21 protein-coding genes, 1 tRNA gene, 2 rRNA genes and 1 other annotated feature are annotated in these 19400 nt (G+C 30.9%); of the genes, 6 read left to right on the top strand and 18 right to left on the bottom strand.

Annotated features, from left to right (window positions below; translation table 11 throughout):
- Window positions 1-198: ribosomal RNA gene (locus WY13_RS12080) — 16S ribosomal RNA — on the bottom strand; the annotation flags it as partial.
- Window positions 199-968: 770 nt separating this feature from the next.
- Window positions 969-1193, bottom strand: coding sequence for a hypothetical protein (locus WY13_RS21520; RefSeq protein ID WP_204377963.1), 225 nt, complete (start codon window positions 1191-1193; stop codon window positions 969-971).
- Between the two features lie 66 nt (window positions 1194-1259).
- Between WY13_RS21520 and WY13_RS12075 the strand changes: the two genes are divergently transcribed.
- The 6 genes from WY13_RS12075 (at window position 1260) to WY13_RS12050 (ending at window position 6641) form a co-directional block, all read left to right on the top strand.
- A complete protein-coding gene (locus WY13_RS12075) occupies window positions 1260-1949 on the top strand; it encodes a response regulator transcription factor (protein WP_063555902.1) in 690 nt (229 codons plus the stop codon).
- Between the two features lies 1 nt (window position 1950).
- On the top strand, window positions 1951-2880 hold the full coding sequence (locus WY13_RS12070) for a sensor histidine kinase (RefSeq protein WP_063555904.1): 930 nt from the start codon (window positions 1951-1953) through the stop codon (window positions 2878-2880).
- A gap of 83 nt (window positions 2881-2963) precedes the next feature.
- Complete coding sequence (locus WY13_RS12065; protein WP_063555901.1) at window positions 2964-3875, top strand: ABC transporter ATP-binding protein; 912 nt, start codon at window positions 2964-2966, stop codon at window positions 3873-3875.
- On the top strand, window positions 3876-4625 hold the full coding sequence (locus WY13_RS12060; RefSeq protein ID WP_063555900.1) for an ABC transporter permease: 750 nt from the start codon (window positions 3876-3878) through the stop codon (window positions 4623-4625).
- Window positions 4626-4646: 21 nt separating this feature from the next.
- Window positions 4647-5378: an ABC transporter permease gene (locus tag WY13_RS12055; RefSeq protein WP_063555899.1), complete on the top strand. Its 732-nt coding sequence runs from the start codon at window positions 4647-4649 to the stop codon at window positions 5376-5378.
- 12 nt (window positions 5379-5390) lie between these two features.
- Complete coding sequence (locus WY13_RS12050) at window positions 5391-6641, top strand: S41 family peptidase (RefSeq protein ID WP_063555898.1); 1251 nt, start codon at window positions 5391-5393, stop codon at window positions 6639-6641.
- Between the two features lie 77 nt (window positions 6642-6718).
- On the opposite strand, the gene WY13_RS12045 is transcribed toward WY13_RS12050, so the two are convergent.
- The 16 genes from WY13_RS12045 to WY13_RS11970 form a co-directional block, all read right to left on the bottom strand.
- Entirely contained in the window at window positions 6719-7357 is a 639-nt protein-coding gene (locus WY13_RS12045) for a GNAT family N-acetyltransferase (protein ID WP_063555897.1), read from the bottom strand.
- Complete coding sequence (locus tag WY13_RS12040; protein ID WP_063555896.1) at window positions 7354-7572, bottom strand: GNAT family N-acetyltransferase; 219 nt, start codon at window positions 7570-7572, stop codon at window positions 7354-7356. The genes WY13_RS12045 and WY13_RS12040 overlap by 4 nt, the downstream gene beginning before the upstream one ends.
- Before the next feature lie 45 nt (window positions 7573-7617).
- The gene (locus WY13_RS12035) at window positions 7618-8106 is read right to left on the bottom strand and encodes a GNAT family N-acetyltransferase (protein WP_063555895.1); all 489 of its coding nucleotides are present in this window, start codon (window positions 8104-8106) and stop codon (window positions 7618-7620) included.
- 54 nt (window positions 8107-8160) lie between these two features.
- The gene (locus WY13_RS12030) at window positions 8161-9465 is read right to left on the bottom strand and encodes a DUF5682 family protein (protein ID WP_063555894.1); all 1305 of its coding nucleotides are present in this window, start codon (window positions 9463-9465) and stop codon (window positions 8161-8163) included.
- Window positions 9426-10541, bottom strand: a complete 1116-nt coding sequence (locus WY13_RS12025; RefSeq protein ID WP_063555893.1) for an ATP-binding protein — start codon at window positions 10539-10541, stop codon at window positions 9426-9428. The genes WY13_RS12030 and WY13_RS12025 overlap by 40 nt, the downstream gene beginning before the upstream one ends.
- Before the next feature lie 147 nt (window positions 10542-10688).
- A complete protein-coding gene (folK, locus tag WY13_RS12020) occupies window positions 10689-11516 on the bottom strand; it encodes a 2-amino-4-hydroxy-6-hydroxymethyldihydropteridine diphosphokinase (protein ID WP_063555892.1) in 828 nt (275 codons plus the stop codon).
- Between the two features lie 26 nt (window positions 11517-11542).
- Window positions 11543-12019, bottom strand: a complete 477-nt coding sequence (locus tag WY13_RS12015; protein WP_063555891.1) for an HD domain-containing protein — start codon at window positions 12017-12019, stop codon at window positions 11543-11545.
- A 15-nt stretch (window positions 12020-12034) separates the two neighbouring features.
- On the bottom strand, window positions 12035-12592 hold the full coding sequence (folE, locus tag WY13_RS12010) for a GTP cyclohydrolase I FolE (protein WP_192845029.1): 558 nt from the start codon (window positions 12590-12592) through the stop codon (window positions 12035-12037).
- Between the two features lie 133 nt (window positions 12593-12725).
- Complete coding sequence (gene folP, locus WY13_RS12005; RefSeq protein ID WP_063555889.1) at window positions 12726-13544, bottom strand: dihydropteroate synthase; 819 nt, start codon at window positions 13542-13544, stop codon at window positions 12726-12728.
- Window positions 13545-13674: 130 nt separating this feature from the next.
- Window positions 13675-14589, bottom strand: a complete 915-nt coding sequence (locus WY13_RS12000; RefSeq protein ID WP_063555888.1) for a DMT family transporter — start codon at window positions 14587-14589, stop codon at window positions 13675-13677.
- Window positions 14590-14730: 141 nt separating this feature from the next.
- A tRNA-Phe gene (locus WY13_RS11995) sits at window positions 14731-14806 on the bottom strand.
- 8 nt (window positions 14807-14814) lie between these two features.
- Window positions 14815-14931 (bottom strand): 5S ribosomal RNA (rrf, locus tag WY13_RS11990).
- A 218-nt stretch (window positions 14932-15149) separates the two neighbouring features.
- On the bottom strand, window positions 15150-15989 hold the full coding sequence (locus WY13_RS11985) for a MetQ/NlpA family ABC transporter substrate-binding protein (protein ID WP_082848489.1): 840 nt from the start codon (window positions 15987-15989) through the stop codon (window positions 15150-15152).
- Window positions 15990-16011: 22 nt separating this feature from the next.
- The gene (locus WY13_RS11980) at window positions 16012-16665 is read right to left on the bottom strand and encodes a methionine ABC transporter permease (RefSeq protein WP_063555887.1); all 654 of its coding nucleotides are present in this window, start codon (window positions 16663-16665) and stop codon (window positions 16012-16014) included.
- Between the two features lies 1 nt (window position 16666).
- Window positions 16667-17695 carry a methionine ABC transporter ATP-binding protein gene (locus WY13_RS11975; RefSeq protein WP_063555886.1) on the bottom strand — a complete coding sequence of 343 codons (1029 nt, stop codon included), beginning with the start codon at window positions 17693-17695 and terminating at the stop codon, window positions 16667-16669.
- Window positions 17696-17720: 25 nt separating this feature from the next.
- Entirely contained in the window at window positions 17721-18905 is a 1185-nt protein-coding gene (locus WY13_RS11970) for an amidohydrolase (protein WP_063555885.1), read from the bottom strand.
- A 69-nt stretch (window positions 18906-18974) separates the two neighbouring features.
- Window positions 18975-19220: a binding site (T-box leader), on the bottom strand.
- Between the last annotated feature and the right edge of the window lie 180 nt (window positions 19221-19400).

Raw genomic sequence — 19400 nt, 5'->3', positions numbered from 1 at the left:
GTCTTCCATGTGAAAACTGATTATTATGCGGTATTAATCTCCCTTTCGGGAGGCTATCCCCCTCTTTGAGGTAGGTTACCCACGTGTTACTCACCCGTCCGCCGCTAATCCACTCCCGAAGGAGCTTCATCGCTCGACTTGCATGTGTTAAGCACGCCGCCAGCGTTCGTCCTGAGCCAGGATCAAACTCTTAATTTAAAAGTTTTTATGGCTCTATAGAAAATTGCTATTAGCTTCGCAATACTGCGTCAAAGCTTTCATTGCGGTGCTCATTTACTTAAGTAAACTCCGCTCCTCATTCAAACTTTTCCTTGTCTTGCTCGCTACTACCAATTTTTAATATATTACATTTTAGCTTGTTAGCAAAATATAATACACTATTCTTACGAAATTACTTTTTTAGCTGCTCTCGCAGCTCAAAAGAATTGCTGGTTTATTCTAAATAAGTTGTACTTATATCTTCCTCTGTTTAATTTTCAAGGATCATTTTGCCGCCTCACTTCGACAGCTTTTATAGTTTATCACGTCTTTTTTATTTTGTCAACATCTTTTTTTCTACTTTTTTTCTACTAACAAAATATAAATTTACGCGGCTCTCAAGCAACATTTATCAACTGCTCAAGCAACGTATGTAATCTTATCATATTTCTTATAACACCACTGATGTCTTATATTCAAATACTACAAATTATATTGTAAATAATCAATATTTCTCTTTTATACTTAATATTTCGCACATAGATACACCCGGTAGAGATTATACTGATTTTAACCCAATTACAGTGTTTATCCGCTAACTATCCTCTCTAATACTCTCATGCACTCTGTAAAAGCAACTATCATCAGATAAAAGATACCGAGAAGCCTGTTAATAATCATTAGATAAACTTATTTTTGTTTTGAACCGCTACATCATTGAAAAACTTATTCCTCTTTTTATATAATAATTATAGGATTATCAATGAATCTTACTTAGTGGGAAAAGCAGATATTCCAAATCTCTGATTTGGTGATAGTCGCTTTCGCTGTGTGCAAGCAGAGAACTTAAATCTTTGACTTAAAGTGAATCGCTTTCTCTTTAGAGTTTTGTTTCTCCCACTAAGTTTAGATGAATTATCTAGGGGTGTAGCTACTGTTATGCACATCATAAGAGCTCTAAATCGCTGAAGCTCAAGAGTTCTAATATCTCCCACTTTGATAGAATTGGGAGTGTTACAGTAGCTAGCCATCAGACAAAATTAATGAAAGAGGCTTTTCAAATGAATATATCTAAAATACTTGTTATAGAGGACGATGAAGAAATAAACAACCTAATCTATAGTACTTTAAAAAATGAAAATTATAATATAGTACAAGCTTTTGACGGAAAAGATGCACTTGAGAAATACGACAATACTTTTCAATTGATTATTCTAGATTTAATGCTTCCTTATATAGATGGTATAGAAGTTTTGAGAAAAATACGAGAAAATAGTACTGTACCCGTTATTATTCTTTCCGCTAAAAATGAAGAAACCGATAGAGTTATAGGGCTCAGCATGGGTGCTGATGATTATATGATAAAACCATTTTCCACAAGAGAACTTGCAGCTAGAGTCAAAGCTCAGCTTAGAAGATATATATACTACAATAATGTTCATGATAAAAATCCAACTTTAGCATATAAATCTTTAAAATTAGATACTTCAAATCATAAGTTCTTTAAAGAAGACAAAGAACTAAACTTGACTCCAAAGGAATTTGAGCTTCTAAAGTTTTTTCTTAAAAATCCTGATAGAGTTTTTACAAAAGCACAAATATTTAATGGAGTTTGGGAAAATGACTATTTGCACGATGATAATACTGTAATGGTACACATAAAGAGGCTTAGAAACAAAATTGAAGATAATCCAAACAACCCTAAATACATAGTTACTGTATGGGGAATAGGATATAAACTTGGTGAATAATATGAGTATATTAAATTGTGTTTTGATATTCATAATAATTTTTCTAATACTTATACTAATGAGCTTTTATAAAAAAGCAAATTATATTTCAATAGTCATTGATCAAATATTAAATGGAAATTTGAATCAAAGGATAAGAATACAAACTCATGTAAAAACTTTAAGTAAACTGATTATAAATATAAATAGATTGATAGACGAACTTCAAAAAGTACAGAAAAAAAGTAATACAAGTGAAGAATCTCGTAAAAGAATGATATCGAATATATCACATGATTTAAGAACACCACTCACATCAATCCTTGGGTATATAGAACTACTGTTAAATGATACTACCTTAACACTAGCTGAAAAAGAACGTTATATAAAAATAGCTTGCAGTAAGGGAAATTATCTCTATAATTTGATGGAAGAATTTTTTCAAATTTCAAAGATGGACTCAAATGACTTTAAACTTGATGTAAAAGAAATAAATATATGTGAAATTGTAAGACAAAACGTATTACTTTTCTTTAATGAATTTAAAAAGATAAATATTGCACCTGAATTAAATCTTGAAAAAGATGATGTTTATGCTGTGGCAGATGAAAAATCACTAAATAGAATTTTAGCAAATCTCATAAATAATGCATTAAAGTATGGCTCGCATGCCACTAAAATAGGTATTGATTTAAGCTGTGATAATGATAATATTTTTATTTCTGTATGGGACAATGGACCTGGAATACCTAAAGAAGATTTGCCTTATGTATTTGATAGATTGTATACTGTAGAAAAATCCAGAAAGTTAAATTTAAAAAGCAGCGGATTGGGACTTACAATAGTAAAAAAGTTGGTTGAATCATTAGGTGGAAACATTTTTGTATCCAGCACTCCTTTTGAAAGAACAGAATTTAAATTTACGCTAAAGCAGAATTTAAGAAAATTGTAAGAACTTATTAAATAGCATGTAAGGATTATGTTGTATATTATAGACATAGTCCTTTTTTATTCTACATTAATGGAGGTATCTCAATGGATGACATTCTTACAACTTATAATTTGACAAAAGAATTTAAAAGTTTTTGTGCAGTTAAAAACTTAAATATTCATATAAAAAAAGGTGATATATATGGCTTTCTTGGACAAAATGGTGCTGGAAAAACTACAACCATAAGAATGATTATGGGGCTTATAAAACCAACTTCTGGAGAAATCGAACTCTTCTCAGAAAAAATCTCAAATAAAAATAGAAAAGTACTAGAGAGAATAGGTTCAATGATAGAGTATCCAGGATTCTATCCAAATCTTACAGCAGGAGAAAATTTGGAAATACACAGGCGGATGACGGGAGTCCAGGGTAAGGATTGCATAGATGAAACTTTAAAAGTAGTAGGTATAAGTGATGTTAAAAATAAAAAAGTAAAAGAATTTTCACTTGGTATGAAGCAAAGGCTTGGAATAGCAAGAGCACTTTTACATCATCCAGAATTTTTAATATTAGACGAGCCAACTAATGGACTTGATCCTATAGGAATTAAAGAAATAAGAGAACTAATTATAGATTTATGTAAAAAACAAGGTATTACATTTTTAATATCCAGCCACATATTAAGCGAAGTTCAACAGATGGCAAATAAGATAGGGATAATTCATAAGGGAGAGCTCCTAGAAGAAATATCCTATGACGAACTTCAAAGAAGAAACAGACATTATATAAATATCAAGGTTGATAATGATAAAAAAGCTTCTTTCGTGCTTGAAGAAAAACTTGGAATAAAAGATTATGTCATATGGGAAAAAAATAATTTGCGGGTTTATGAAAGGCTGCAGGAAGTTTCAAATATAAATAAGGCTTTAGTTTCAAATGATTTACTTGTAGATGAAATATGTTTAAAAATAGACAACCTGGAAGATTATTTCATAAAGCTTACAGGAGGCAATTAGATGTTTAATATAGTATACTCCGAATTTTTAAAACTAAAAAAATCTTATCTAATTATTATAACTTTAATTGCTGCAGTTTTTGTTCCAATATTTGAATGTATTCAGTCACTTTCAAACAACTATAGCGGGAGTTCAGAAACACTAAGGAATACTTTATTTATGAATTATAGGGTAAACATAGAAGTGATTTGTTTTCAGTTTTTATATATAATTTTTTTCTCACTAATAGCAAGTTATATTTTTTCAAGAGAATTTACGGATAAAACTGCAAATATATTATACGCTTATCCAGCAAGCAGAATAAAAATTTTTATTGGGAAACTACTTACAGTATATATAATAATTGTACTAGCATACTTTGTTCAGTTTATAGCTGTATATTTGACACTTTATATATCATGGGGAAAGCTGCTTCTACCTTATCTTATTGCTAAAGATATAAAAGTAAATATATATTCAATGCTGTTTCAATTTTTGCTAATGCCGATTCCAATATTAATCGGGAATCTAACAAAAAATATTATATTTCCTGTAATATACGGAATACTCGGCGCTATATCCTCTACGTTTATAATGCTTACAGGGATATATATGCAAATGGACCCGCTCATGCTTCCTGCATTACCCATATATTACTTTTATAAAGGTGATCCAATTGATTATGTGCTTGTCATTTCAAGTACAGTTTTAACTTTTGGCGTATTCATGTTTTTATGTGTATATCACTATATTAATGTAGATATAGAATAATTTTAATGGAGGAATTTTAAAATGTTAAATATGATATACTCGGAGCTATTTAAATTAAAGAAAACTTACATTCCCCCCCTCGTTTTGATTGGTGGAACAATTATGACAATACTTATGTTTGTTGCAAGACATATAACTGAAGTTAACATGTCCTTTGAAAAATATGCCTACAATATAGAAGAGACAAATTTTATAATGCTTTTTATAGTTTTATTTTCCATAATATCGGCTTATATATTTTCAAGGGAATTTGCAGATAAAACAGCTGATGTATTATATGCTTATGGAAAGAGCCGGATAAAAATTTTTATGTCAAAGCTAATTGTAATATATATATTAATTTTTTTAACATACATTATTGAAATCATATCAATGCTTTTAAGTTATTACTTTTTAAATGGAAGTTTACCTGAAGGTCATATTATAATAAGGAATTTAAACGCAAATAGCTTGTCTATATTGTTTCAATTTTTATTAGTTCCAATCCCCATACTAATTTCAAATTTGAGCAGGAATATTATAATTCCAGCGGCTTATGGAATACTTGGATTTATCTTATCAAGTTTAATAGCAACGGAGTCTTTTTCTCATATTGCAAAATATATTCCCATAATGTCACCCTGGCTTTCAGCAGAATATTTTTATTCAAAAGAACATGTTGATTTGAATTATATTACAATTTCAAGTGTTTTGTGTTTTATATTTTTTATAAGTATTTCTATATATGAATTTAACAGAAAGGATATAAATTAAAAGGAGTTAGAGATGAATAAATTTATAAAATTAGTTTTTGGCTTTGTACTATTTTCTTTTGCTATAGTTACTGGGGGATGTGAATCTCAGTATCTAGGAGGAGATAGAAATACTAAGTGGGAAAAAGATTTAAGTTATATGCAAAAAGCTCTTCCTAAAAAACATGTAAACCTATTTTTTAAAACAAATGAAGAAAAGTTTAATGATGAAATAAATACACTAAAAAATTCAGTAGATAATTTAAATGATGATGAAATAGCCGCTGGTATCTATAAAGTAACTGCATCCATAGGAGATTCACATACATATGCATATAGGGAAACTTTAAATACATATCCAATGGAATTTTACTATTTTAAAGAAGGTATATATGTTGTAAATACTACAAATGAGTATAAAAAAGCTCTTTATGCAAAGCTCATAAAGATAAATGGAAAAGATATAAAAAATGTCCAAGAAGCCATTTTACCATTAATAGTAAATGACAATGAAGCAATGATTAAAAAAAATATACCAAAATATCTATCGAATCCTGAAATTCTCCACGGCATAAAAGTTACAACTAATGCAAATAAAGCAACTTTTACCTTTGAAGATAATAATGGAAAAAGTTTTGATTTAAATGTAAGTCCTATGGATAAGCACAAAATTGGTCAAAAATTTATTATAAATGAAAAGTATGATACTTCATATCCACTTTATATGCAAAAGAGTAACCTAAATTACTGGTATAAATATTTAAGTGATGAGAAGACAGTTTATTTTAAATATAATAAGTGCCAAAGTGATGAGGACTCAGGTAAATCCATAGAAGATTTTATAGCTCAAATGTTAAATTTCATGAATACTCATAACACTAATAAATTTGTAATTGATATGAGAGATAATTCCGGTGGAAGTGATAAATATATACAGCCAATTATAGATTGGCTTAAAAATAAAAAGTTAAATAATAAAAATCACATATTTGTAATAGTTGGAAGGAATACTTTTTCATCTGCAATAGTTGATGCTGTGCTATTAAAAAAGGATACTAATGCAACTTTTGTAGGGGAAACTACTAGTGGTAAGCCAAATCACTATGGTGCTGTAAAGGAATTTGAGCTTCCAAATTCAAAGATGAAAATAAATTATTCCACACAGTTTAATAAAAGTTCCAATGACAACAGCAGTACCTTTACACCTGATAAAATAATTGAATTGTCTATAAAAGATTACACGAATAAAACTGATCCTGTCTTGAATTACATTTTAAAATTTTAAGAGAATGGATATAGATTTAGTTTTTACACAAATCTATACCCATTCTCCCTTTCTATGTCCATTATTTAACAATATTTTTAAAACTTAATTCCAGAAGCATTTCTCCAATTTTCATTTACTGTGTTGCTTGATGATAGTGCACTGCTAACTTGATATAGTATTTCACTAAAATATTTTTCCGGAACTTGGCTTAAGGAAAGTAAATGCTGTTCCTTTATCTCATCATATATGTAACTTCCTCTTTTCACTGTACCTGCATTATAAAACCTCAATATATAAATTGTCGTATCTTCATTCTCATAACCAACAGACAATCCTTCAAACTTCAATTCAACTCCTATGCCTAAATTGTTATCTTCCTTGTAAAATTCATAGTATCCACCTGCATCCTGAATAGAACCTCTATACCAGCCATAGTTCATTATCTTACCTACAAGTGATAGACCATTTACAATTTTCCCTCCAAATCTATCTACATACTTCATTTTCTTTTCTTCTTCGGTCATAGTAAATACTTCTCTATCAAGCTGTTTAATAGGCTGTACAATTTCATAGTTAAACATATACTCAATAAAAACTTTCAATGCTTCCGTTGCATAACCTAGATTCCAATATTTCGAACCATAGCAGTAGCCAACCTCACAAAGCCTGTGAAATTTTGAGAATTTTACGCAACTAATTTCTCCAATTGGCTCATCATCTTTTTTTCTAATCACAATCCAATCAAAAAAAATTCTTTATCATACAAATTTAATTTAGATTGTATGTATTTCTTTGTTATTTCTTCATTTTCATGAGTATCCCAACTCAAATAACGTGTAGTCATACTATCTGAAGTCCAATTTTTATAAACTTTTGCGTAATCACCTATTTGAAATCTTCTTAATATTAGCCTATTAGTTTCTATTTTTTGTGTTCCAATTCCGTTCATATATTCCTCCATTATAATTTCACTTAATAAACTTCGCTTATATACTTAAAATTCTAAAATCATATCATACCACTTAGCACCACCATGAACTGATTTAGATACTCCTTTATTTTTGTATCCAAACTTCATGTAATAATGAATAAGCCTTTCTTTACAAGTTAAAATAACTCCTTTTCGACCTGATGATCTTGCTATTTCTATCATATAATTCATTAATTTAGCTGCAATTCCCTGATTACGATATTCTGGTATTACATCCAGTCCAAAAATAGTTTGATAATGTCCATTTGGAACATGAAGTTTAGAATCTTCAAAAAGCTCATCACATATAACAGTTTCATTTATAATACATCCATTAACAAATCCAACTATTTTATTATTTACTTCTGCCACAAAAAAGCTTTCTGGAAATGTTTCTATACGCTGCTTAAAAGACTCTTTTGTAGCTGCTTCTGCTTTTGGAAAGCAAATACTCTCCACTTCTGCTATTTCATTTAGATCATCTATACATACCTGTCTAATTTTAATCTCCATGCTAATCTTCCTTTCTTTATATTCATACTTAAACTCAAAATAAAATAACTGCATTCATACTATGCCGCTTTGTTCCATTTTCTTAGCTGCATATTTATCAATTGACTTTAAAATAGAACCTTCCACAAAAACTAAATCTCTTGCAGTTGAAAACAATCCATTTAAAAAAGATGGTGCCTTTAGTGCTTTTTCCTTAGTACCAAATATATATCCTTCCACAGACTTTGCTGCTCCTTCTGCTTTAAGCTCATTTAATCCATATAGTATTCCAGATGCTGCTCCTTCAATTCCTGCATTTACAGAATCAAATCTTAGAAGAGAAAATAAAGCTTCTTTTAGAAGTGTGTCATCTAAATCTAATTCTCTTTTCACTACAATATTAAATACTTCTTTTAGAGAATTAACTCCTTTTAAGGCTTCTTCTTCATTAATTGAAGCCATATCTGGAATTAATATGCATACTTTGCTGTACACATAAAAAATTATATTTTTTACTTCATTCATGGAATTCATGAAATATAGTTCTCTCATTGTGTAGATGTAATTTAAATAATACAGACAATTTATTAATGAATAGATACTGCCATCTTCTGCTATAACATTTTTTAGTGAATTTATTGTAGAATTAAAAATTTCATCAAGTCCCATGTTAAATGATAAAACTAATAATTTTGAAATACTTTCTGCACTACATCCTTCACTTATAAGTTCTTCTTTTGTACTGCACATTCTTGAAAGATAACAATAAGAAAACATATTTTTTACAAAGTCTTCTTTACTCATATAAAGTCCTTGAATTTCAAATAACTTTTCCCAAAATTCATTAAAACTTCTGCAGCCTTCCCTTTTGCACAGTTCTTCTATAAATTTGTTTTCTTCAAGAAAATAATCATCATTATAACTTAACTTATCTTCTTTCTTTAAAAGCCCCTTACCTTTCTTACTGTTTATAAGTATGTCAGCATAAGATAAGTCAATAAATCTAGTTTCAATATTTTTCTTTTTGCCTTCTCTAATTCCAATAAGTTCTGGTGAATAATCTAAAAATGGATAGTAACATCTATATTTTCCCCTTGTATCATCTATAAGCCCCTTTGAATCCGAATAAGAATAGTAAATAGCAAAAGGAGGATTGCTATCTTCATGTGCCAGTGAATCCTTTATGTTATTTCCATCTATAGGTCCTTCAATTAGTATAATTTCCGGTAAATATTCTTCAATCGTATTTCTTAAATGATATGAACATACTGGACTGTGATGCCTTACAGGAAAAAATACAAGGTTTGACCTTAAGTCAAAGGCGTCATTAAATAGTTTATTTATTTTATCCATTTCCTTGCTTCGTAATAATTTTTCCATAACTCCCCACCTTCTGCAGCTTTTGATTTAACTACAACATTAAAATAACTTTTAATCTTTTCAAGATCATCTCTGCTTTCTTTTAAAGCAGCACCCATTATATTTTGAACCATAGAATTGAGGTCAATCTTCGAATCTCCATAGTAATAAGCTGTCATCATTGTCTGGTAATAAACAGATACGGCTTCTGCCGTACTCATAACTGAAGAAGGCTTATCTATCCTTATACCATTTGAAGATATTCCTTCTCTAAGTTCGTGAAAAGTTGAGGCCAAAAGTTCTGCAACATCCTCATCTACTTCCATTTTTATATTGTTTTGGTTTTTAAGTTTTTCAACTTCATTTACTATTATTTTTGCTTCCAGTGAAACATCTTTTATAGGAAATATAGTTTCAAAATTAAATCTTCTCTTTAAAGCACTGCTCATTTCATTAACACCTTTATCACGCGTATTTGCAGTACCTATTACGTTAAATCCAGGCTTTGCAAATAATAATCCTTCACTTTCACCAAGTTCTGATATATTAAGTACCTTATCACTTAAAATACTTATCAAACTATCTTGAATTTCTGATGGGCATCTTGTTATTTCTTCAAACCTTGTAATGATTCCCTTCTCCATTCCAGCAAAAAGTGGTGCTTTAACTAAAGCTTCAGATGTTGGTCCTTTTGCCAAGAGCATTGCATAATTCCAAGAATACTTAATCATATCTTCAGTAGTTCCAGCCGTACCTTGAACAGTGTTGGTGCTGCAGCCGCATATCGCCGCAGATAATAACTCAGATAACATTGTCTTTGCAGTACCAGGTTCTCCAACAAGCATAAGCCCCCTATTTCCTGCAAGAGTTATAATACATCTTTCAACTAAAGAATCATTTCCAAAGAATTTTTTATTTATGTATACTTTTTTATTCCTATATGTTAAAGGTTCTGAATTTCCAAGTATAAATTTTCTCACAGCCTTTGGTGACAGTATCCAATTTTTTGGTTTTATTCCATCATCATTTTTCTTTAAAGCTGCAAGTTCTTCTTTATATAGAACCTCTACTGGAGGTTTTAACATTTTTTCTGCCATGAAACCGCTCCCATTCCTTACTAAATTTATCTGATGGTTATATATCGTATATTTATTGCTGTGACTTAAAACTACATAATAAAATATAGTATAAAAAAAATAATTTTGCATATAAACTATATGCAAAATTATTTTTAACTTAAAACTTTATAATTCTTGTATTTTTTCTAACTCATGAGTCAAATTTATGATTCTATCATTTAAAACAGGATGAATAACATAAGGTGCAATATCTGACAATGGCTTCAAAACAAATAATCTCTCATGCATTCTTGGATGGGGAAGTATAATCTTTTCTTCTGATGTAACTAAATTATCATATAATATTACATCCAAGTCTATAGTTCTAGGTCCCCATTTTATTATTCTCTCCCTTTTTAATTTTTTTTCTACCTCTAACAAAGAATCCATTAAATCTCCGGGCTCCATTAAGGTTTTAACCTCTAGAGCGCCATTTAAAAAATTATCCTGATCTAAATATCCCACAGGTTTAGTTTCATATAATTTAGATACTTTTGTTACCTTATTATAAGGTGAAGAATCTATTATATCTATGGCATCTTTTATATTTTTTCCTTTATCACCTAAATTAGAACCAATTGAAATATAAGCTGTATGCCAGCACCTATTTATTTCTACAGCTACCCACTTTAATGGCTTTCCTATAGGTGCCCAAGGCTTTTTTATTTTAACTGTTACTCTTTCTACTGCTGTATACTTTTTTAATATAAAATTAGCTAGCGACTCTGCAGACTTTTCAATAAGATCATATTTTTTCTTTTTAAATTCTTCCTCTACTTCACAGCATAATTTGGCGTAATTAATAGTTTTACTCAGATCGTCACTTTTTCCTGCTTCACTTAAATTTAAAAATATTTGTAGTGATATAAGAAACCTCTGCCCCATATCTTTTTCAGCTTGATTTACGCCATGATAGGCATATACTTCTAAATCCTCTACATATATGACATCCATACATAACATCCCCTAACTAAAACCAATTAATATTTAATACTATAGTTTTTCTTTTCATCTGGCCAATTACACTCTGAAATAGCTTTACACATAAAACAATTTCTACATGCTTTGTCACTATCATAAAATATATTTTGAAGTAAATTATAAGAATCTTTTTTTCTGTGATTACCTATCAAATCAAATATTTCTTTTTCTTCTTCATTGTCAAAGCCACACTCATCCAAAATATCTTTTCCTAGCTTAATACTAGCTAATTCATGAGGTATACCCTCTTCATATTGCTGCCATCTTCCTATATCATGCAGCAGAGCAGCTGCATATATAATTTCCTTTTTTACATGAATATTTTCTTCCAATACCTTTATATAAGTAATTCTAGCCACATTCAGTAAATGTTGAATATCGTGTTTGCAATATTTTCTATTTTCTTCAAGCTTATTAATTTTAGATAAATAGGCACAAAACTTACGGTTTTTTAAAATAGCATTAACTTTTTCCAAATTCAGCACCACGCCCTATTCCATATTTATCATTCTATAAACTTCATCTCTAAGCCTAGGTTCACCTTTAAAAAGTCCCCTGGCAACTGCTGTAACAGTCTTACTTCCAGGTTTTTTTATTCCCCTCATAGTCATACACATATGCTCCGCTTCAACTACAACCATAACTCCCTTAACTTTTACATATTTCATCATTGCATCAGCAATTTGAGCAGACAGTCTCTCTTGAAGTTGAAGTCTCTTTGCAAAAACTTCAACAGTTCTAGCCAGTTTACTTAGTCCTACAACTTTCCCATCAGGTATATACGCTATATGTGCTTTCCCGTAAAATGGCAGAAGATGGTGCTCACACATGGAGTAAAATGTTATATCTTTTTCAAGTACAATATCATCACTATCTACAGTAAATACTTTTCTCAAATGTTTTTCAGGACTTTGATCTAATCCTTCAAATATCTCTTTATACATTCTAGCAATTCTATCAGGTGTTTCAAGCAATCCTTCTCTTTCAGGATCTTCTCCTATAGCTTCAAGTATCATTTTCACTGCTTCTCTAATCTTTTTTTCATCCATGATAAATGTATATTGAGTTTAAAAAAGCTTACCCAATATTTCTCCTTCCCCTGAAACATACTTGGTTAATTAAATAACAAGATTATATCATTTAAGCTGGCATTTCACAAGTGATTTAATTCACTTAGCAGGGCTATCTTCTTATTATAGCATCTGCCATTACTGCAGCTCTTTTGTTTTCCTTTACATCATGAACCCTTACAAAATCACATTTTTTCATTATTCCTATTACTGTAGTAGCTACAGTTCCTTCTATTCTTTCATTTACCGGAAGATCTAATGCCTTTCCTACCATTGATTTTCTAGAAGTTCCTAAGAGTACTGGATATCCTAGTTCTGAAAGCCTTTCTAACTGATTCATAACAGCTAAATTTTGTTCATAATCTTTAGCAAAACCTATACCTGGATCTGTTATTATGTTTTTAGGATCAACACCAGCTTTTAACGCTATATCTATACTTTCCTGTAAATCAGTTAGTACGTCATTCATCAAATTTGTATAATTTCTATTATCCCTGTTATGCATCAAACAGCAAGGGACTCTATAATGTGCAGCCACTTCTGCCATATAAGGGTCTCTTTTAAATCCCCAAACATCATTTATTAATGATGCTCCTGCTTTTATAGATTGTTCTGCAACTTTTCCCTTATATGTATCTATAGAAATAGGAATATCTACACACCTGCTTAACTTGCCTATTATGGGAATAACTCTTTCTAGTTCTTCCTGCTCAGATACAGGATCATAGCTTGGCCTTGTAGATTCTCCACCTACATCTATTATATCTGCCCCTTCTTCCTCCATCTGTTTAGCATGCTCTATAGCCAGCTCTATATTGTTAAATTTTCCACCATCAGAGAAAGAATCTGGTGTAACATTAAGTATGCCCATAATGTAAGTCCTTTTTCCTATTTCAAAATCTTTTTTTCCTATCGTAATTACTTTATCCATGATATCCCCTCTTATCATTAAATTCAAAACTTTTATTGAAATCGTCTCCAACATTATAACATATTTTACTAAAAACATACATAATAAGTGACTATTTAATTGACTCTAAATATGACATTTCCATAATGTATTACCTTTTTTTACAAGCTTCAATTTTTACATGACAAATTTCCCTAGGTCTCATCTGGCATATAATCATACCTGCAAGCATAAGGCCACATCCAAATATTGCCCTTAAACTTAAATATTCATTCAAAACTAAAAATCCTCCAATAGCTGCAAAAACTGATTCCATACTCATTATAATAGCTGCATGTGTTGGTTCAGCATTTTTTTGTGCGACAATTTGCAATGTGTATGCAATTCCCACTGAAAATATACCACCATATAGAATAGGTATTACAGCCTGCAAAACTCCACTTATTGTTATATTTTCAAACAAAACAGCTGTTATTAAACTTAAAACCGAACAAGTTATAAATTGAAAAAATGCCAGTTTGAGTGTATCAAACTTTTTAGAAAAAATATCTATTAAAATTATTTGAACCGCAAAGAAAAAGGCACTTCCCAGTTCAAGCAAATCACTGTGTGATATAAAAAAACTGCTTGTAACACATAAAAAGTATAATCCTACCACAGCAATTAAAGCTCCAATCCATGAATTGAGCCCTACATGTCGTTTTAAAAACATACCCATAATTGGAACAAATACAATGTACAATCCAGTTATAAAAGCAGCTTTTCCTGCTGTAGTTCCTATAAGACCTACTTGTTGGAAAGAAGAAGCTAAGAAGACTATTAATCCTGTAAAAAGTCCAGATAAAAATACGCTTTTGAAACTTTTATTTTTTTCTTTATTTTTACCCTTTTCTTTATAAAATATTATAAGTGGAAGTAACGAAAAAGCACCTAGTCCAAATCTTACTCCATTAAAAGTAAACGCACCTACATAATTCATACCCACTCTTTGTGCTACAAATGCAAATCCCCATATGGCAGAGGTTATTAAAAGCAGCATGCTAGATTTTAAAACACCTTTATTCATATTTCACATCCCCTTTAAAAAAATCGTCACATCAAATAGAATTTTAAATTCAATAACTTAGAAATATTAACTCATGCAAGTTTTCTTTTATACGAAAAAAAAGCCTCACACATAACTTGAAGCTTTTTTAATATAAACTTTTGGTGGCCAGACCAGGAATCGAACCAGGGACACGAGGATTTTCAGTCCTCTGCTCTACCGACTGAGCTATCTGGCCAAAAACTTACCTGGCAGCGACCTATTCTCCCACAGGGCCTCCCCTGCAGTACCATCGGCACTCTGAAGCTTAACCTTCCTGTTCGGTATGGATAGGGGTGTTACCTTCACGTCATTACCACCAGATTTTGTTATCGGAAATTTCTATTAACTTTATTATACATTGTTTTTTTCTTCGCTACAATTTAGTATTATACTGTATTTTTAGCTAGCTGTCAATACTTAATAGCAAACTTTTAAAAAGTTCAAAGAACAAATATCAAAGTTTAAATAAGAAATTCCACACCATCTGTTATTTTTCCTTTACTATTTGTTCTTTGGTAACCTACATATTAAATATTAACTTACTTGAGGTCATCAGGAAGAACCCAATATCCTTTAGAATTATGTGTCTTTATGTAATTCTTAAAATCCTGTGATTTATAAGCTTTTACTATATCCTGTGCCCATTTGGCATTTTTATTTTTTCCATCCACCGCAACAGTTATATAAAGATCATCTGACAGTGTCTCTGAAAGAAGTGACTTGGATGCATCTATTTTGGCCATATACTCAATAGCTCCTGGAAGTACGGCATAATCTGCTTCATTCATAGAACGTGGTATTTGTGAAGAATCCATTTCAATTATTTTGATGTTATTTTTATTCTCTATTATATCCTTTTGAGTTGCAAGTGTCTTCACTACACCTGGTTTTATCTTAATCCATCCTGACTTTTCAAGTAATGCATACGCTCTAGCTGCATTTGATGGGTCTTTCGGAATAAATACTTTGTCCCCTTGCTTAACTTCATTTAATGATTTATGCTTGTTCGAAAAAATTCCTGCTCTTACTGTTGGTATTTTTATTATAGATACAAGGTTTGCCTTTTTCTCCTTATTATACGCTTTAACATAAGCATTATGTTGTGCAACGTTAAAATCAACACTTCCTTCTGTCAGGGCAACCTCAGATGGAAGAAGCTCCGAGAAATTTACCAAAGTAACCTTATAACCTTCTTTTTCAAGAATAGGCTTTACGCCTGCGTTAAAAAGATCGTTGTAAGGTCCAGGAGAAACCCCTAGCTTTATCTCTTTCTTTTCACTTGAATTACTGCTGTTTTTTGAGCCACATGCTGATAATCCTATTGCCGATGTAATTATAAGCAGTGATGCTATAGTAGTTTTTAAAAATTTTCTTATCATTATATTTTCCCCCTCAAAATTTTTAATTTCTTCTTACTTTTCTAGCTATTACATTACCTATTGTCTGTATAAATTGTACAAATATTATAAGTAAAATTACCGTAATAACCATTACTTCTGTATCAAATCTTTCATATCCATAGGATATAGCTACATCTCCTATTCCTCCACCGCCTACAGTTCCTGCCATTGCGGTAGCCCCTATAAGACCTATTGTGGCAGTAGTAATTGAAAGTACAAGCGAACCCATTGCTTCAGGAAGAAGAAAATGCCATATTATCTGAAAAGACGTAGCACCCATTGCCTCCGCAGCTTCTATAGTTCCACTATCTACTTCTAAAATGGAATTTTCCACAAGTCTTGCAATATAAGGAGTAATAAAAATAGTAAGAGGAACTAGTGCAGCACTCGTACCTATAGATGAACCTACTATAAGTTTAGTAAAAGGTACTATTGCAACCATTAAAATTATAAATGGCAAAGAACGAAATATATTTACAATAGGATTTAAAACATTATAAATATATTTATTTTCCAGTATTCCATTAGGCCTTGTCACTACCATTAATACCCCCAAAAGAGTTCCTACTACAGATCCTATTAAAAGTGGTATGAAAATCATGTACAGTGTTTGTAATATTGCAGTATAAATCTGCGATATAGTTATAGTCTGCATTTTATGCCACCTCCTCTACTAAAATATCTTTACTTTCAATATATTTAACAATTTCTTCAGCTAACGTAGAATCACATTCAAGTTCTATTACCATATTTACCATAGGTGTATCCTGAAGCTCTGTGACACTTGCACTAAGCACGTTTATTTCCACATTAAATTTTTTCGTTGCCATAGATATCATAGGTGTCAGTATTGAATTTCCCATAAATTTAAGCCTAAAGAATTTTCTATTTTGACTATTCTGTCTGTTGTTTTTAATAAGATTTAATATGCTTATTGGAATATCATCATTAGTTACACTATGCACAAAATCTTTTGTAACTTTTTCTTTTGGATTTCCAAAAACATCTATTACTCTTCCCTTCTCTACTATCTTTCCTTTCTCCATTACAGCAACTTTGTTACAAATTTTCTGTATTACATTCATTTGATGGGTTATTAACAAAATAGTAATATCATATTCCTTATTTACTCTTTTTAAAAGTTCAAGTATTGATTCCGTAGTTTGTGGATCTAGAGCAGATGTAGCTTCATCACATAATAGTATTTGTGGATTTGTAGCAAGTGCCCTGGCAATCCCCACTCTCTGCTTTTGTCCTCCTGATAGTTCATCTGGATAATTTTTTGCTCTATTATCCAGTCCTACAAATTTAAGAAGATCATTTACCCTATTTGATATCTCATTTTTAGGAACATGATCAAGGATTAAAGGAAGAGCTACATTTGCAAAAACAGTTTTTGAATTTAAAAGATTAAAATGTTGAAAAACCATTCCTATTTTTCTTCTAGTACTTATAAGCTGCTTTTTATTAAGTTTACTAATATCTTGCCCATTAACAAGTACACTTCCAGACGTAGGTTTTTCAAGAAAATTAACCATTCTTAAAAGAGTACTTTTTCCTGCCCCACTAAATCCTATAACTCCATATATGTCCCCTTTCTCTACTTCTATATTAACTCCTTTCAGAGCTTCAATTTCAATACCATCCCTATTAAAGGTTTTATACACGTTTTTTAAGTCAATCATTTAAAGGATACCTCCTATAGAACATTTAGTCATTTTTATTATCCAATATTACCAAAGCATGTTCTGCAAGGTTTTTAAAATATCTTATGCTTTTTTCAAGAGCTAACTCATCTATTTTAAATTTGGAACTATGGACAGATTCTCCTTTTCCAACTCCTATATTTACAAAAGTACCTGTAAGAAATTTTTGGTAATAAGCAAAATCTTCTCCTCCCATTTTGGGAGATATAATTTTAACCCTATAACCATCTTGTCTAGCAACATCTATTGCCATTTCCGTCCAGTCTTTGTCATTGTTAGTTGCTGGCGGTCCCTCATGCCAGCTAAAATTAGCTTTTGCACCATAAGCCTCAGCAATACTTTTTGAAAGTATCTTAATTCTCTGTGGTATTAGCTTCCTATCTTTTACATTAAGAGTTCTTACAGTACCTTCAAAATATGTTTCTTCAGGTATTACATTCCAAGTATGTCCACTTTCAATATGCGTTACACTTACTATTGCAGGATTTAAAGGATGCATATTCCTACTTACAATACTCTGCAGTGCTGTTATTATGCTAGAAGCAGCAACTATAGGGTCTGTTCCAAGTTCAGGATGTGCTGCATGTGTACCTTTACCAGTAACTTTAACTTCAAATCTATCAACAGCAGCAGTCACAGGACCTACGTTTATACCTAATGTTCCTACATCTAATTCAGAATCACAATGCAATCCAAATATAGCTTGTACGCCGTCTAATGCATTAGTTTTTATAACTTCTTCAGCACCATGACTAGATTCTTCTGCAGGCTGAAATATAATTCTAACATTTCCTTGAAGCTTTTCCTGATTTCTTTTTAACAGATACGCTGCACCAAGTATGGTTGTCATATGAAAGTCATGACCACAAGCATGCATTTTACCTTTATTTTTCGATTTGTATGTAAGGTTTGTTTCTTCCGTAATTGGCAAAGCATCTATATCCGTCCTTATTGCAATGGTAGGTCCACCTTTCTTTCCTTTGATTTCAGCTACGAGACCCGTCTTCATTGGTAGATCCAATATATCTATATCACCTTCTCTTAGAAGCTTTGCTAATTCTTTAGTTGTATCATATTCCTCGTAAGATAACTCTGGTCTCTGATGGAAATATTCAAAGATATCTTTCATCTTTTTATTAAATTCAGTATCTTTAGAATTTTCCAAAAATTTTACATTCTGTTTTACCATGTAGAGGCTCCTTTCTATCTTTTAAATAAACTTGTATCTTGTAATAAAAAAACGGATTCAACACCCCACTAAAGGGACGAAAAATCCGTGATTACCACCCAAATTCATATAAGCCTCACGACTTATACCTCATAAAGTACTTCAACAAACAATTGCTGATAATACCCTGTCACTATAACGTGTGATAACGTAAAAACCTACATATCGGCCTTTAAGCTCCAAGTGCACGTTCAGAAAATCTTTCATATCCTCTCTCACCATACAGGACTCTCTTTAATGATTTAATTAACTTACTTCTCTCTTCATAGCCATCAATTTTCTTATATATTACTTTTTAGAAGCTCAAATCAAATTGAATTCAATATCTTTAACTGTCAACTCTCCATTGTCAATTATCAACTTCATTTTATTTGTCCTCTCAAAATTGCACAGTAAATTTTTCTTTCGTTTTTATTTGGTCAAGCCCTCGACCTATTAGTATCAGTCAGCTTAACA

It is taken from the genome of Clostridium ljungdahlii, assembly GCF_001636845.1.
Lineage (GTDB): Bacteria > Bacillota > Clostridia > Clostridiales > Clostridiaceae > Clostridium_B > Clostridium_B ljungdahlii_A.
This window is presented reverse-complemented; position numbering and strand designations above follow the sequence as displayed.